Genomic DNA, 16,681 nt, shown 5'->3' on the forward strand with positions numbered 1-16,681 from the left:
TTTTTAATGGCCGATCATTTTTGGATGAATCCGGCCTTTGTGAATAGGCGGTAATAGATAATGTTATATCCTAATGTTTTATAAGTAGATATGCCGCGACTTGATATACGTTCGACGATACCACCAGATTGTGTTGAGAAAGCATGGATACGCCTAAACTCGTCAATCATCAAACAATTGCTTTCCGGTAGTGAATATGAGAGTCCGAACCGTAAAGAGCGGTACCGAATGAATATTAAAAAAAGAGTGCGAGAACATGCAAAAGATTACTGACATCCTTCTCATGATCACTCAAGCACTGCCAGAGGGCATCATATTCAGTGATTCTGAGGACATGGTGATCTTTGCAAATGATGCATTTTGTAGAATTATAAATATGGAGAACAAGGACATTCAAGGAAAGATGTTCAGGGACTTCATTGCAGGCAATAGACAAGTAAGACGAGTCATGGAAGCGGAGAAAAATAATAACGACTGCTGTGCAATATACGATACATTCCTTCAGAGTTCCACAAACGAGAAGATCTCCGTGCGGGTCAATACGACATGGCTCACTGACAGCAATGGGAGCCAAGTGGGGATATTAAGGACTGTCATCAACGTCACAGAAGAGAAGAGAAGAGAATATCTCTCTGAACAACATCAGAACCTTATCCAAGTCTTCACAAATCTACTGCAACACGATCTGCTCAATGACATTCAAGTAATTATTGGATATATTGAATCAGTACTCATGCTCAGTACAGATCTTCCCCCCGCATCGAAGAGCATGCTAGTTGCGGCCCGAAGCACAGTGCTTCGGATGGCGGGAATATTATCAGCATTTAATCAAGCGGATCAGTTTATCGAACTTGACTTGGTCGCTCTACTCCAACGTGTGATACAAGAATCAACAGCAACGCACATGGAACTTGACATCAATATGCAAATTGATGAAGAGTCCGGGACGATGACGGTCATTGGAACTCCACTCTTAGCAAGCGCATTCCATAATCTGTTTCGGAATGCAGCAAAACATGCCGGTGGGCCTTCTGTTCAGGTCAGTGTCACTCTCCGACGGGAAAAGGGAAAAGCTTTGATCACAATTCAAGATGATGGGGCGGGAATTCCTGCTGAGAAAATAAAGACGATATTCAAGAAGCATACTCACTCAAAGACCAACGGTATAGGACTGTATCTAACACGAAACATCATTCGTGCGTGTGGCGGTTCAATCAGAGCAATCTCCGAACCGGGAACAGGAGCGAAATTTGAGATAGAGCTCCCACTCCTAGAGTGATGAGCTACGCGGCTATATCAATCCGACACGCTCATTGAATTGCGTGATCAGTGTATCGATCTTTGGAACAAGTCCTTGGATATTGGACCAGTATTCTTTATGCTCATACCATTGCCGATTCAATTCGTCAAGTGGAAAATGTTGCTGCTCGATCCATGTGAAATACTTGAGATGATGAATTCTCTTGCGTTCGTAAAAGGTCAGTTCCTGCATGGCGTCTGTCTTTTGCCCCAAGAGATGTGCATGATAATCACGAATCGCATGATCACGAGTATATTCGCCACGAGCGGTACGAGCTTCTCGAAGACGTGAATTGTACATCTCCATGGAGTCAGTGAACACAGTCATGACAACATCCTTGTGCCCAAGCTCGTAATATTTAGCAAATTTAATTGCCATGAGAATGTTAGCCACTGAAGAGATGCCCAAGAGATCAAGGTGCGAGACGAGGTCTTCAGAGACCCCCACATCTTTGATGAGATACTCTCTGCCAGATGGCTCGTTAAAGAGCCGGATTAGATCCATGGTGTCATTATCGTCGATTGCAATCACCATGTCGGTATTCCGAACATTATGAATCCAAGGAACATGTTTGTCACCAATACCCTCGATTCGATGTGCACCATACCCATTAAGAAGCAGTGTCGGACATTGTAGAGCCTCACCTGCCACGATCTTAGATGCTGGATACACTTGTTTAAGATAGTCGCCACAGGCAATCGTTCCAGCAGAACCTGTCGTAAGGGTGACTCCCTGAAAATGGCCGCCCTCTTTTTTGAGAACTTCCTCCATTGCGTGACCAGTAACATCATAGTGAAAGAGATAGTTCCCAAACTCACTGAACTGATTGAAGACAAAAATATCGTCACGTGTACGACGCAGATCCCAGACCTTATCATAAATCTCTTTCACATTGCTCTCCGATCCGGGAGTGGCAATGATTTCACCAGCGACTGTTCGTAGCCAATCGAAGCGTTCTTTGGACATCTCCTCGGGGAGGATGGCTATGCTCTCGCACGCCAATAGTGTAGCATCATATGCACCACCGCGACAATAGTTCCCAGTGCTTGGCCAGACCGCTTTATGATGTGTGGGATCGAATTGACCAGTGACAAGTGGGGGAACAAGACAACCGAATGTGGCTCCAACTTTATGAGCGCCAGTAGGAAACCATTTTCCGACAAGGCCGATGATACGAGCCTCTACACCTGAGAGCTCGGGAGGAATCTCAATGTAATTGGCAAGTGAGCGGTACAACCCGCCAGTCTCAACAGGCTCATTCTTCCACGTGATCCTGAAGAGGTTCTGTGGGACCACATCCCAGAGCCCAATACTCTTGAGCTGCTCTTTAATCGTGTCAGGGACCAACTCGGTGGGATTCTTCATCTGAGCAAAAGTGGGGATCACAATATTGCGCTCGCGACACCTCTGGACAGTACGTTCCAATTGTTCTGGGTGGATAGTAAGATCGATCACTGGTCATACCACTGTAAGCTTAAGGACTTGGATGAGATACTGAGTTCCACAAAAGGCTTCTGTTTGTGTGGTATGAACGTTCTCAAGAGGGGAGCCTGTGACTGCGAACGAGGTGATGCGATCGGTCAGAGCTTCACAAGTCACTGCCCGAAGGGACATATTTTAAACGAAGATGCATGAGTTTTGAGGGGCGACGTTCGAAGATAGTCGATTTAAGACTAGGCAATTACAAAATTCGGACGGTTCTCACAATGAATCAAGTCCTGAATAATTAGGGTAGGCGCATTATATGACAGCAAAAAAATATGTATACAAATTTGGCGCAGGAAAAGCAGATGGCACAGGCGAAATGAAGGACATCTTGGGAGGCAAGGGAGCCTCGCTCGCCAGTGCGACTCTACTGGGCTTACCTGTTCCACCAGGTTTCACGATCTCCACAGAGGTCTGTAACATCTACATGAAGACGGGTGAACTTCCAGATGATATCAAGGAACAGATCATCGAATCACTCCATTTCTTGGAAAAGACCATGGAGAAACAATTTGGAGATCCAACAAATCCATTGCTTGTCTCGTGTCGTTCCGGTGCACGGCAGAGCATGCCGGGTATGATGGAAACCGTTCTCAATGTAGGTCTGACCACAAAGACACTCCCGGGCCTGATCGAGTCCACAAAGAATGAGCGCTTTGCATATGACACATATCGAAGACTCATCATGATGTATAGTGATGTCGTGATGGAAAAGGCCGAAGGTCTGGAACCTGAAGAGGGGAAAGGCATCCGCCAACAGCTAGAGTGGATTATGGCGCATAAGAAAGAATCTGTGGGTGCTAAGAGCGACACGGATCTCACGACCGAGGACCTCAAAGATCTCGTCAAGTCATTTAAGGAGCGCGTGAAAGAAGTTCTTGGAAAGGAGTTCCCAGATGATCCGATGGAACAACTATGGGGTGCCATTACTGCGGTCTTCAAGAGCTGGAATGGCGCGCGAGCGATCGCTTATCGACGCATTGAAAACATTCCAGATGAATGGGGAACTGCATGCACTGTACAGACAATGGTCTTTGGTAATAGGGGAGATAACAGCGCCACAGGTGTCGCATTCACACGGAACCCTGCAACTGGTGACAATCACTTCTATGGCGAGTGCCTCTTCAACGCCCAAGGTGAGGATGTCGTAGCAGGGATCAGAACACCAAATCCTTTGAATGAGGTCTCAAAGAACGAGCAGAACAAAGATCTCCCGACTCTTGAGGAGAAGATGCCAACACTCTATCAAGAACTCGTAAATATCCGCTCAGTCCTTGAAGACTATGCCCGTGACATGGTGGACTTGGAATTCACCATTGAAGAAGGCAAACTCTTTCTTGTACAGCATCGTGTGGGGAAACGGACTGCTACTGCTGCTCTGAACATTGCTCTTGATATGCTTGAAGACAAATTCATCGACGAAAAACTGACAGTCATGCGAATCACTCCTGATCAACTCGGCCAACTCTTGTTCCCAATACTTGATCCCCAAGAGGAGAAGAAACACAAGCCCATTGCTCGTGGACTTCCTGCAGGTCCAGGTGGCGCATCTGGCGCAATCGTGTTTACATCAGAGGACGCAATCGCATGGGCAAAGAAAGGAAAGAATGTCATCCTGATCCGTGAAGAGACCAGTCCCGAAGATATCGAGGGGATGCGCGCAGCAACCGCGTTACTCACTGCACGAGGAGGAATGACAAGCCATGCAGCACTGGTGACCAGAGGCTGGGGGAAGTGTTGTATAGTTGGCGCAGCGGACATTCAAGTTGACCCATACCAAAAGCGAGTGACGATCAAAGGCAAGGTGTACCATGAGGGCGATATGCTGACGCTCAACGGTACTCAGGGCCTTGTCTACGAGGGGCAACTCCCCATGATCGATTCAACGCACAACCCACGACTTCAACGGTTCATGGGACTGGTTGACAAGTATCGACGACTTGGAGTACGAGCCAATGCAGATACCCCCGAAGACGCCAAAAAGGCCCTTGAATTTGGTGCCGAAGGGATCGGACTCTTTCGAACAGAGCATATGTTCTATGGAACAGGAAGCGATGAGCCACTGTTCTTGCTCAGAAAGATGATCCTCAGTCAGACCAAGACCGAACGCCTCGATGCCCTTGATGAACTCGCACCACACATCAAGAAGGATGTAAAGGCCACACTTGAGGTCATGGACGGACTACCCGTCACCATACGACTCCTTGATCCACCACTTCACGAGTTTGTTCCTCAGAGTAGAATCGGTCAGGAGCGACTCGCACACGCACTTGGAATCGAACTCGAAGAAGTGCGTAAACGTGGAGAGGCTCTGCACGAGAACAATCCAATGATGGGCCACAGAGGTGTACGTCTGGGCATCACATATCCAGAGATCTACGAAACCCAAGTCCGTGCGATCTTCGAGGCGGCCATCGAACTGATGCAGGAAGGAAAGAGCATCAAGCTAGAGATCATGATCCCAGTGACCGTTGGCGCAGCCGAACTCAAGGCCATGAAGATGGTCGTAGACAGAGTCTATGAAAAGGTCAAGGCCGAGAAGGGTGTTGACTTTGAGTTTCTCTACGGGACCATGATCGAACTGCCACGTGCCTGCATGCGCGCAGGAGACATGGCCGACACGGCTCAGTTCTTCTCATTCGGGACGAACGACCTGACCCAGATGGGCTTTGGATTTAGCCGAGATGACATAGATAGTTTCCTACCTGAATATCTTGATCGCCACCTGCTGAGAAACGATCCGTTCCAGAGTATCGACAAACGTGGAATTGGTGGACTCATTCAGATAGCGATCGAGCGAGGAAGAAAGACTCGGCCAGATATCAAACTGGGAGTCTGTGGTGAGCATGGAGGCGATCCACGGTCTGTTGAGTTCTTCCATCAGATAGGACTCGATTACGTCTCGTGTTCTCCATTTAGACTGCCCATTGCACGCCTTGCTGCGGCTCAGGCTGCAATCAAAGAAGAGATCGCAAAGAAATAGTAGGAAGAGATGGCCAGTTCTCCGGCATCTCCCCACAGGCTCCTTAGGTAGTTTCTAGACTTCTAAGGAGCCTACGTTTTTTCCCACGTTGCATGAAACAGCCCACCGCAGTATGCACAACGGGCCTCAAGAGGCGCGACCCACTCGATCTCTTTAGGATCCACGTCGGCTCCACACCAAGGACATTTTAGCGGAAGGCGCAGGACTCGGCCACTATAGACTTGTGTGGACCAGCCACCGTGAGAGCTAAATGAAGGTGAATCAACCAGTTGATGATCAGGAAGCTTGGGAGTCCTAGTAGTCGTGGACTGACTCGCGAAAAATAGAAGCAGTATCACTGAAACAATAACTGCACCCCCACCAAAAATCAAGTCGGTTGTTAAATTCGGCATCACGGGAGGCGCATGATAAATCACCGTTGAAGGAATAAATTCCCAGACAGTAGTCTCAGCTTGCGTGGGTTGTGCCTGTTCGAATACGCCAATGTAATATTGACCTGTCGTATTATGATCCACCAAGTTGGAGACCTTAATGTAAACAAGTTGAGCGGATGAGAGTATGAACGATAGAGAAATATTTCCTGAATAGGAACTCCCCTGAGCAATATTATTATTAAAAGATTCGTTCGTAGAAACTTTGACATAAGGTACAATAGAAATCCCATGGACGGTCACAACTACTTTCCAATACCCAGAGGTCAAGTTGGCAGTATAATAATGATCAGTATAGTTTTCCGATGTATTACCATACATGACCTCGGACAAGATTGTTGTACCCGGAGTGAGTGTGGTATCCGCAGATACTGGAGGGATCATACAAAAGACTGCCACAAGAGTTAGCAGTACCATAATCTTCTGCAACCTGACCACCATAACTTCCTCATGCTACTAGTCGAGACCAACACAAATAGATTTTTTGCTAGAACCGATGAGGATTACGTTTGCCCTGTAGCCGTGTGAAAGACGGAACCACAAGACACACAACGCACCTCATGTACACCCACCCATTCAATATCCGCGGGGCCTATCAGATGCCCACAAGAGGGACAATGATCAGGGAGTTCGAGTATCGCATCAGGGGCGGTCTCCGGATCGTGCTTTTCGATAATATGGATCGGGACAAATTGGGAATCCGAGATGCGCCGTACCGAATTGAACACATAGAATCCGAAAGCAAGGATCACCACAAGGCCAGCAGACAGTATGAACGCCTTTGCCAGTGGGGATTGCGGAGGAAGAGGAGGAAGAGAAGTAGATGTTGTCAGGGTGGCAAGATGCTCCGAGTCTAAGACCCCGATATTGAATGCGCCTGATGTTGTCCCGTTCTCGGAATTCTCCTCGACACGGATCCGAAGCACACTTGTTTCGGTTATGTCAAATGTGACATTTGGAAAATTACCACGACCAGTACCACTCATTGCAATAATATCAGTAAAATTATCATCATTAGCAACTATGATCTTAATTTGAAGGTCATGTGAGATCTCTGTGACCACGACGTGCCATTTACCGGACTCCAGATCCACTACATAATCAAGTGGCACATAGCTCGGGTCGCTACGGCTAAAGATATACTGGGTCATCAGAAACTCGTTTGGGGTGAGTGTGTTTTGAGCAGCAACGGGTTGAATTCCTCCAATGCATAAGATAAACAGGGTGAAAATGACAAGAATCCGAGAGAAACCTGAAACAGATGAGGAATTGGTAACTGCTGCTAACGTTTTGACTACCTCGATTCGAAATTCATGAATTGCATCTTCGTTTTGTCACAGCTCTATATATGTTATGTACCGCGTTCGGAAACAGATTAGTCTAATGCGTGGCAAGACCGCTCTGACAGAGCATACTGAGATTGATAATAACGCAAATATCATAACAAGAAATGGTATATTATGACATGAGGTGGAGCACTCTCTTCGAGGCGAGTGATATGGTCACATGTGATTACTGTGGTTCTGAACTTCGCGACGACGAAGGTGTCCTGTGTCCAGCATGTGGGGCCGCGGTACACAAGTCGTGCTATGCCATGCATTGGGCATCGGACCATCCTAATCAGGAGATGCGGGAACCGTTGAAATGGCCCCCAGTTATGAGATCGACCAGAGTGGACTATGGGGCCATGATAGCGGGAGGAATTCTCTTAGGCGCAATCGGAATGATGATCTCAAATGTGTTCGTAGTCATTTTGGGAGTCACTCTGCTCTGTATTGGAGCATGTAACTCTCAAAGAGGATTATTGTAATTGCCAAGATAGAACGAAGCAACTAATGAATGAGCACCTTATAGATAGCACAATGAGAGTGGCGGACGGCCTCACTACCAGCTCGTAGCCTTTAAATGCCACCGACTTAGCGCTGCGCACAGCATCGTACGATTATGCTGCACATGCGCGGCGATGGTAAAAAGGTGAAAGATATGACCAAGCGCATTCTTGTGACTGGGAGCTACGGGCAGATTGGAACCGAGCTCATTGTAACAATGAGAAAAAAATATGGTGGTGACAATGTTGTTGCCACTGGAAGAAAGAAACCTCCAGCGATCCTAAAAAAGGACGGCCCATACTACCAGCTTGATGTCCTGAACACAGGGCAACTACATCAGCTACTTGTGGATCTTGATATCGACATCATTGTTCATAATGCATCGGTCCTCTCAGCCGTGGGTGAGAAAAATCCACAGCTCGCGTACAGGACCAATGTTGAGGGATCATACAATGTTCTAGAGGCAGCCAGAATTCTCAAGCTTGATCAGGTCATGATTCCTAGCTCCATAGCTGCGTTCGGTCCATCTACTCCCAAAGAGAATACCCCGAACGATGTGATCATGAGACCCACAACCATGTATGGTGTGACAAAGGTCTTCATTGAACTTTTGGGCGAGTACTATACACAGCGGTTCGGCGTGGACTTTCGATCTCTGCGCTATCCCGGGATCATCAGCTCAGAGGCACTGCCGGGTGGTGGCACAACAGACTATGCAGTCGAGATCTTCTATGAGGCACTGAAGAACAAACGGTACACTTCCTTCCTTGCAGAGGATGCGGCACTGCCAATGATGTACATGCCAGACTGTATCAAGGCAACCATCGATCTCATTGAGGCGGATGCTAGAAAACTAAAGCATCGCAGCTTCAACGTCACTGCAATGAGCTTCACTCCAGCAGATATTGCAGCCGAGATCAAGAAGCACATCCCCGAGTTTGCGATCGACTACGAACCGGACTTTAGACAGCAGATCGCCGAGTCATGGCCACGATCAATTGACGATAGTGTCGCACGTGAAGAGTGGGGTTGGAAACCAGACTATGACCTATCGGCAATGGTCAAAGACATGTTAGAGAAACTATCTAAACGTCTTGGAATCAAATACTAAGAAGACAAGCAGGTATGGGACCGTTCGGTCCCGCTGCTTTCTCTATCGGTTATCACTATATTACTCCAGATACTGTAAGCCAAGGGATTGAGTACGTCCATAGGAGAGCCCAAAGTTAGTGAGCATGTTCGTGATCCTCGTTGAGTGGACGCATCCTGCCAAAGGCCCGCTGAACAAGTTCGGGAAGAGCAGGATGGATGTGGATGGCCTTGAACATTGGGACGTAGGTCCCATCGCCACAGTTCATCAGATTGACGATCTCCTGGATCAAGATCGGTGCATGTGGCCCGATAATGGTTGAACCAAGGATTCGGCGACTCTTAGCATCACATATCACCCTGAGAAAACCGGGAGGGACACCCATGGCCATACCTTTTGCAGAACCGGAATAATCAATCTCCCCAACAAGGAGTTCGCGTCCGGATTCTTTAGCCTCTGAGAGAGTCATACCCACTGTTGCAATTTGAGGATATGAAAAGACCGCACGGGGAATGGCATGATAGTCCATCGAGAGAAGCTTGGGTTCTTTCCCAGTACGCTCGGCCTCTAGCGTGTAAGCAAAATTATACCAGACGATCTCGGACTCCTCATTTGCGGTATGTCTGAACATGTACCTGCCAATCGCGTCACCAAAGGCCCAGATATGTTTCTTTGTCGTCTGGAAATGATCATCCACTATAACATACCCTCGCTTGTCGGTTTCGACTCCCGTCTTCTCAGGTTTGAAGAGATCCGCATTGGACCGCCGACCAGCAGCGATCAAGAGGGTCTCGGCTGACAATTCCACCAGCTCACCAGTGTCGCGGTTCTTTGCAACTATTGCCTTGAGACCGTTCTTTTCACTCGCCTCAGTAACCTCGTGATTCGTCAAGACGACCATCCGTTTGGAGAGCTCTTCTTTCAACAGCTCAGAAACATCATGGTCCTCATTCTTAACGAGATACTGATTTCGACCGACTATGGTCACCTCAGTCCCTATTGCTGAGAAGAAATGACCGAACTCGGCAGCAACATAGCCACCACCAACAATGATCATCGACTTTGGTTGCTCGGTCAATTCTAAGACCGTCTTGTTTGTCAGATAACCAACATCATCAAGTCCCTTGATCGGAGGGATGACTGGACGCGATCCGGCAGCAATGAAAATGTAGGGTGCACGAATGGTCTCATCACCCACTTTCATTGTATAGTCTTCTACAAATTCACCAGTCACATGATACCAATCGAGACCTTCTACTGATTGGACAGAACGACCCATCTGCTCGGACTCGCCCACTGTCTCATGGCGCATTCGTTCCATAAGACCCTTGAAATCGACCTCTTCTACACGAGCCTTGAGATTAACGGCCTCTGCGTGTTGCATCTCCATGATCACATCAGCAACATACGTGAGCATCTTTGTGGGAATGCAACCCCGATTCAGACAAGTCCCCCCAAGAGGACCGTTTTCTACAACTGCAACCTTTAGCCCTTGCTCAAAAGCCGTGGATGCCAGATTCATTCCAGCACCAGAACCAAGCACAATAAGATCGTATTCTTTCATACCAGTTCCATAAGCAATACGGCTGATAAGATATTGGTTAAAGCACTAAAGGCCACGGAACGTGATCCGTGCATACTGTATCGAATACACATTTGAGAGAGACCTCACGGACTCCAATTCCTAAAACACCTATCTGCATCTCACAGCGCTGGTCGGAACTATTAATATTCGCGTTTTGCATATATGTCTTGAAGGTTAGCATGGGGTTGCTCACGTGAAGATACTCGTAGTCGGAGCCGGAAAGATGGGTCGTGGCGCCGCCTTTGATCTTGCACGAAATGATGCCGTGGAACAGGTCATTGTTGGCGATATCGACGAGAAGCAAGCGAAAAAATTAGCAGACGATATGGGACCAAAAGTAATTGGTCGCCAATTGGATGCCTCTAATCGTGCAAGTCTAGAAAAGGCATTTTCAGAAGTAGATGCGGTGATTAGCTGTGTCAGTTACAAGGTCAATATCCTACATACGGAGGTGGCCATTGCCACTGGGACTCACATGTGCGATCTTGGAGGCAACTTGGATATTGTCAAGAAACAATTAGAACTTCATGACAAGGCACGTGATGCCGGAATCACGGTCATTCCAGATTGCGGTCTTGCACCGGGTATGGTCAGTGTCATTGCCCGTGCAGGTATTGATTATCTCGACAGTGTAGAGTCTGTGAAGATCCGTGTAGGGGGTCTCCAACAAAAACCACATCCGCCATTGAATTATGCACTCATCTTCAGTGTCGAGGGTCTCATCAACGAGTATGTGGAGCCCTGCATGGTTCTGCGCGATGGGAAGATCACCTACGAAGAACCATTAATTGGTTTCGAACAGATCGAGTTCCCTGAACCCTTTGGCAAACTTGAGGCATTCAATACAAGCGGTGGAACATCCACGCTTCCGCTCACATACGAGGGCAAGGTCAAGAACCTAGATTACAAGACCATCCGATATCCCGGTCATGGTCACAAGATGTGGACGTTGATGAAGCTCGGTCTCATGAATCAGGAGGAGCAAGAGTTTGATGGGGTCAAAATAGCCCCTCGAACCGTACTGGAACGACTGCTTGAAAGAAATCTCCCGCCCTCCGGAAAGGATGTCACGCTGATGCGTACTATTATTGAAGGCTGGAAGGGCACCGAGTCGCGGACCATCGAGTATGAGATGATAGACTATTATGATGACGCGACAGGGCTTACCTCGATGATGAGAACAACGTCATTCCCAGCAGCACTGGCAGCAGTCATGATGGTTGATGGAACAATCTCCGAGAAAGGGGTATTACCACCGGAGAGATCGATACCGCCGGAACCGTTCATTCTCGGTCTCGAACAACGAGGCATTGACATCAGCAAGCGTGTCTACTGATCGATTGATGAGGCAAAGGCATAAACGTCAATGGTGCCTCGTGTCAAGACAGGCGGCAATAATGGTAGACTATGAAAAGATGTATGAGAAGATAGAGGACGCACGAAGAGTCCTCAAGGGAATCGCACGCATCACACCTCTGGACAGATCAACCACCTTCAGTAAGATGACCGGTGGCGAGATCTATCTGAAGCTAGAGAACCTACAGAAGACGGGTTCCTTCAAGGTCAGAGGCGCGGCTTATGCTATGTCCCAGTTAGACGACGATGAGAAAAAAGCAGGAGTGATCGCAGCCTCGGCAGGGAACCATGCACAGGGCGTGGCCTATGCGGCAACTAGACTTGGAATCAAGTCGACGATTGTCATGCCGATATTCTCTCCAATCGCAAAGATCCATGCGACAAAAGGTTACGGTGCAAACGTGGTTCTTCATGGTGTAGCTTTTGATGACGCATTGGCAAGGGCTAAAGAACTCGCCGAAGAAACCGGCGCAACGTTCCTCCACCCATTCAACAATGAAGATGTGATTGCAGGACAGGGCACAATCGGGCTTGAGATCATGGATGCGCTCCCGGATGTTGAGGTCATTGCAGTTCCTGTAGGTGGTGGAGGTCTCTCAACAGGTATCGCCATTGCTGCCAAACACATCAATCCCGAAGTCGAAGTGTATGGGGTAGAAGCTGCAAGCGCAGATGCAATGCGAAGTTCTCTCGCTGCAGGACATCTCGTAAAGGCAGAACGCTTGGATACGGTCTGCGATGGAATTGCTGTGAAACAACCCGGCAAACTGACCTACGCTATTGCCAAGGACAAACTGACGGGTGTCGTGACTGTTGAGGAACTCGAAGTGACAAGAACGCTCTTTCTCTTGCTTGAACGTGCAAAGAGCGTTGTTGAGCCTGCTGGAACCGTAGGGCTCTGTGCCTACCAGTACGGCAAAATCGATGCCAAGGGTAAGAAGGCTGTTGCAGTCTTGTCGGGTGGTAACATCGACATGAGCTTCCTCACGCGAGTAATCAACAAGGAGCTGTTCAGACTCGGTCGTTCAGTCAGAATCCGTGGTACCATTCTCGACAGGGTGGGTGTACTCAACCAGATCATTGAGGTGGTCTCAGGTTCGGGTGTCAGCGTCATAGAGATCGTTCATGATAGAGCCGACCCAGATATTGCACCGAACAAGGCCGAGCTTATTATGGTGCTTGAGATTCCCGAACCAGCAACATTGAAGAAGTTACTTGCTGCACTTCAGGAGAAAGGATTTCACTTTGAAGTGTATGAGGACTAAGACCGTATAAAAATAAAAAACAGGCGGCCTGGATCATCACCAGGCCACCGAATCGATACGAAAGTAGACAGTGTATCGACAATCTCCCAAATCTACTCGGTAACCAGACCAATACCAACCATGGTTGAGATACTGATGCCATGTTGAGGGGCTCCAGTACCATTGCCAGACTGGATACTGATCATCCGAGTCCACGCTATCTTGCTCCCATGCCTCTATTCGGATCTTCGTATATCGGTTGTAGTTAATAACAGTGTAGAAGTACTTGTTCCAATCGAGAGCACCACTTCCACTGCGATGCCAATAGCCATCAGGTGAGTCACCGATCTTCCCATTACCGGGATAGCCTTGTGCAGTTGGATACACACCATCTCCACTGAAACTCTTGATGTATTCTTCACCTGCGCCTTTCGGCCACGGATCATAGTCGTTGTCATAATAGATCTCGTCAACAAACACGGTGAGCTTGTAGAGCCCAGCCGAGGCTGACCACGTCGTAGTCCCCACTTCACCTGCAATCACAGAAGTGTATTGACTGTGCCACAGGTCATCAGGTGACACACCAAGACCAAGCGTGCTTGTATCGCTATCAAGATCAATTCCTAGGACGTGATAGTAGGCAGCCCAGACAGCCTCTGAGCAATAGTATCCCTTGACGCCCGAGAGAGGGTTAGTCTCACTTGCGTAGACCTGTTTTGAGGTCCAGCCCCAATCATACGCTGGTCCTACGGGATAACCGTCAGTCCCACCTGAGAGCTGCGACTTTAGAAAGTTAACAACTGCTTCCCGCTCGGATGAAGAGAGTGGAACACCGTTTCCTTTCAGTACTCGCAACACAAGCACATTCTCAGCATGTTCATTGACCGCAGTCGCCCAAGTATCATAGCCAAGTCCATTCCCTTGTTCAGCACTCTTTGTCGAATGAATGACGTAGGGTGTGTTCACTGGCATGTAGTTCTTGTGCGTTCGATCCCAGATTAACTCGCCGGGTTTGACCAGACCACAATACATCTCGGAGTGAGAGAAGTCGCCAGGAATCAGATAGTCAGTCAAGGAACCAGGAGTTCCAAGTATGATTATGTCCCCAGGAAGGAGCCCGAGATTGCTTACTTGGTTGGTACCGCCAGACGAAAATGCAACAACTGGTTGGACGGGTGAGGAGAACGCGAAGATCACGAACAGCAAAATGATAGAGAGTACGAGTCGTTTTTGCCTTCTCAACCGCTACACCAGTATGATATGGAAACAAACTACCATATAGGTATTTTGACCAAGTTACCACAGCATAATTGGATGAACAATACCTTAAACTCACTACAGGAATCATCAGCGGGTCTCGGCCGTAGTATCAGATGCGACCAACAATCATCATACTACGGCCAGTCACGATACGCACTGTATCGCAATGCGGTTCTATCTGTAGACTATCCCAGCGATAGATCAAATGGAGAACTGATCAGGCGCGACCCGATCCCCATAGCGCTTACGAGTTTCTTTGAGATGGTAGAGCTGATCCTCCAGAATATCAAGGAGGTGCTGAGGGGTCTCTTCGGCCTCCTCCCGATAGATCTTTAGAATCCGCTCGTACTTTGGAATAAGCTTCTCAATTCGAATTGTGAACTGCTCCATGTAGTCGTCCAGCGTATACTCTCGATCAAGGACCTCGCGGAACAATGCCCTTAGATCCTCATACCGTGGAATAAGGCCTAGAGGTGTACGCAATGCTTCCACGTCACCATTGATTCTCCGTTCGATCCACTTCAACCAGACCCGCTTTGCCTGCTTACTGTTCAGATACTCTCCGTCATCGCCTCTCAGGAAATAATTAACCCCGAAGATCTTTGGAGGGTTAGAGAGGTCCTTGACGAAATCAAAGTGGTTCTGGATATACTTGCCAAGAGGAATTGAGATAAAGTCGAGATTGGAAAATGCTTGGAACTTGAGAACCCCCTCTTGACCAAGAGTGGCCGCAGTGGTCTCGGACTCGAGACTTGCACCTATAGTCGCAACTCCGTGATCCCAATTAAATGACTCCCAGACGGGGACTGAGGTATCAGGATCACGTCCGCCATAGATAATGCCGCCAAGTGGCACGCCAGAGGGATCATCAGCGGCAGTGTCAAGGTTATTGATCGATGACAACCGAAGCGTATATCGGGCGTTTCTATGGGACTCGGGGACTTCCTTTCCATCAGGACCGAGCATGCCCTTGTGCCACTCGCCAGCGTGATTGATACCATGACGGGGATGCTCGCGCTCGTCACCTAGCCAGTACGGGATTCCATAGCTGACGAGAACGTTTGAAAAGATGACCTCACCCGGGGTCGTGAGGCACTTGAAGATGACAGGATCGTCTTTCTCATTGACACCACGAATGATGCCAAATATCCCGGACTCAACATTCGCCGTGCGTACCTCGTCACCAAATCTCTTCAGATATGCCAGGTCATCACCGACAATGGTCTCACCAGTCACCATTGCAGTACTCGTCTTTCCACAGCCAGACGGAAAGGCACCCGCAAGGTAGGTCTTTCGATTATTCGGCCCATGAACAGCCATGATGAACATGTGCTCAGCAAGCCAACCTTCACGATCAGCCTTTCTGATGGCCAGCCTGAAGGCCAGTTTTTTGAGGCCCACCGTGTTCCCTGCATAGGTCGTGTTGGCACTATACACAGTGTTCCGAGTATAGTCGATGTAGATTCTCCGTTTGTCTATATCTACGGGGATCATATTCTCAGTGCGACCAGCAGAGTGCAGAATCAAGAAACAATCATCAACATCATTTTGCTCAACAAATTGCTTGTATGCTGAACGATACAATAAATCCAGACTGTGAGCCACATAATACGAGTCTGTGATCTGCATAGTAAGGATAGAGAACGGAGAATTTGTCGGCCCCAGAGAAAAGAACCGCACGATCATCTCTTTTCCGTGCATACTCCCCTTGAGGATCTCACGGATTTCAGCAATACCCTCCTCACGGTTCAGTTGTCGGAGGTTCCGATCAAGAGATTCACCGCTTGGAACAAGATAACGAGTATGCTCAACATCGCGTGCCTGATCATAGTATCCGTCAAAATGAACAGTGTGGCCGTCGAGCTTCAGGGGGATTTCCTCACCTGTCTCAATAGCCCGTTGACGAACTCGTTCAATATCAACAGGATCATCGGTCACAACAAAGACCGAGTCAGGCTCGCAAAGCCTAATTGCGTCAATCAAGAACTCATGTGCCTTAGGATGTCTAATCCGACGAATCTTGTCGAGATTCTCATCATCTAAGAGCGAGGTCAGTTGGGAGAGTGCTCCACTCAATTTTATGCCTCACACATTGGTACTCCGGTGAGCCGTGCCGGA

The 16,681-nt window shown here is 48.3% G+C and carries 12 protein-coding genes; 6 read left to right on the plus strand and 6 right to left on the minus strand.

All coding sequences use genetic code 11. From position 1 onward, the window contains the following. Nucleotides 1-256 precede the first annotated feature (256 nt). Entirely contained in the window at nt 257-1,279 is a 1,023-nt protein-coding gene (locus tag K9W43_10610) for a PAS domain-containing sensor histidine kinase (GenBank protein ID MCF2137669.1), read from the plus strand. Nucleotides 1,280-1,291: 12 nt separating this feature from the next. On the opposite strand, the gene K9W43_10615 is transcribed toward K9W43_10610, so the two are convergent. Next, the gene (locus K9W43_10615; GenBank protein ID MCF2137670.1) at nt 1,292-2,755 is read right to left on the minus strand and encodes a pyridoxal-5-phosphate-dependent protein subunit beta; all 1,464 of its coding nucleotides are present in this window, start codon (nt 2,753-2,755) and stop codon (nt 1,292-1,294) included. 289 nt (nt 2,756-3,044) lie between these two features. Between K9W43_10615 and ppdK the strand changes: the two genes are divergently transcribed. Beyond that, the gene (gene ppdK / locus K9W43_10620) at nt 3,045-5,768 is read left to right on the plus strand and encodes a pyruvate, phosphate dikinase (GenBank protein MCF2137671.1); all 2,724 of its coding nucleotides are present in this window, start codon (nt 3,045-3,047) and stop codon (nt 5,766-5,768) included. Between the two features lie 71 nt (nt 5,769-5,839). Here ppdK and K9W43_10625 read toward each other — a convergent pair whose 3' ends face one another. Together K9W43_10625 and K9W43_10630 are read right to left on the minus strand one after the other, a co-directional pair. Beyond that, nucleotides 5,840-6,628, minus strand: coding sequence for a hypothetical protein (locus tag K9W43_10625; GenBank protein MCF2137672.1), 789 nt, complete (start codon nt 6,626-6,628; stop codon nt 5,840-5,842). A gap of 74 nt (nt 6,629-6,702) precedes the next feature. After that, nucleotides 6,703-7,350, minus strand: coding sequence for a hypothetical protein (locus tag K9W43_10630; protein MCF2137673.1), 648 nt, complete (start codon nt 7,348-7,350; stop codon nt 6,703-6,705). Between the two features lie 347 nt (nt 7,351-7,697). On the opposite strand from K9W43_10630, the gene K9W43_10635 reads away from it, so the two are divergent. Further along, nucleotides 7,698-8,009, plus strand: a complete 312-nt coding sequence (locus K9W43_10635; protein ID MCF2137674.1) for a hypothetical protein — start codon at nt 7,698-7,700, stop codon at nt 8,007-8,009. 173 nt (nt 8,010-8,182) lie between these two features. Further along, nucleotides 8,183-9,139 carry an NAD-dependent epimerase/dehydratase family protein gene (locus tag K9W43_10640; protein ID MCF2137675.1) on the plus strand — a complete coding sequence of 319 codons (957 nt, stop codon included), beginning with the start codon at nt 8,183-8,185 and terminating at the stop codon, nt 9,137-9,139. 115 nt (nt 9,140-9,254) lie between these two features. Here the strand turns inward: K9W43_10640 and K9W43_10645 are convergent, their stop codons facing one another. Continuing rightward, nucleotides 9,255-10,682: a dihydrolipoyl dehydrogenase gene (locus tag K9W43_10645; GenBank protein MCF2137676.1), complete on the minus strand. Its 1,428-nt coding sequence runs from the start codon at nt 10,680-10,682 to the stop codon at nt 9,255-9,257. Nucleotides 10,683-10,896: 214 nt separating this feature from the next. On the opposite strand from K9W43_10645, the gene K9W43_10650 reads away from it, so the two are divergent. Together K9W43_10650 and ilvA are read left to right on the plus strand one after the other, a co-directional pair. Beyond that, nucleotides 10,897-12,039, plus strand: a complete 1,143-nt coding sequence (locus tag K9W43_10650; GenBank protein MCF2137677.1) for a saccharopine dehydrogenase NADP-binding domain-containing protein — start codon at nt 10,897-10,899, stop codon at nt 12,037-12,039. Nucleotides 12,040-12,100: 61 nt separating this feature from the next. Continuing rightward, nucleotides 12,101-13,324 carry a threonine ammonia-lyase gene (gene ilvA, locus K9W43_10655; GenBank protein MCF2137678.1) on the plus strand — a complete coding sequence of 408 codons (1,224 nt, stop codon included), beginning with the start codon at nt 12,101-12,103 and terminating at the stop codon, nt 13,322-13,324. 36 nt (nt 13,325-13,360) lie between these two features. Here the strand turns inward: ilvA and K9W43_10660 are convergent, their stop codons facing one another. Beyond that, entirely contained in the window at nt 13,361-14,545 is a 1,185-nt protein-coding gene (locus tag K9W43_10660) for a hypothetical protein (protein MCF2137679.1), read from the minus strand. 219 nt (nt 14,546-14,764) lie between these two features. Next, entirely contained in the window at nt 14,765-16,639 is a 1,875-nt protein-coding gene (locus K9W43_10665; protein ID MCF2137680.1) for a phosphoenolpyruvate carboxykinase (GTP), read from the minus strand. Between the last annotated feature and the right edge of the window lie 42 nt (nt 16,640-16,681).

The organism is Candidatus Thorarchaeota archaeon (assembly GCA_021498125.1).
Lineage (GTDB): Archaea > Asgardarchaeota > Thorarchaeia > Thorarchaeales > Thorarchaeaceae > B65-G9.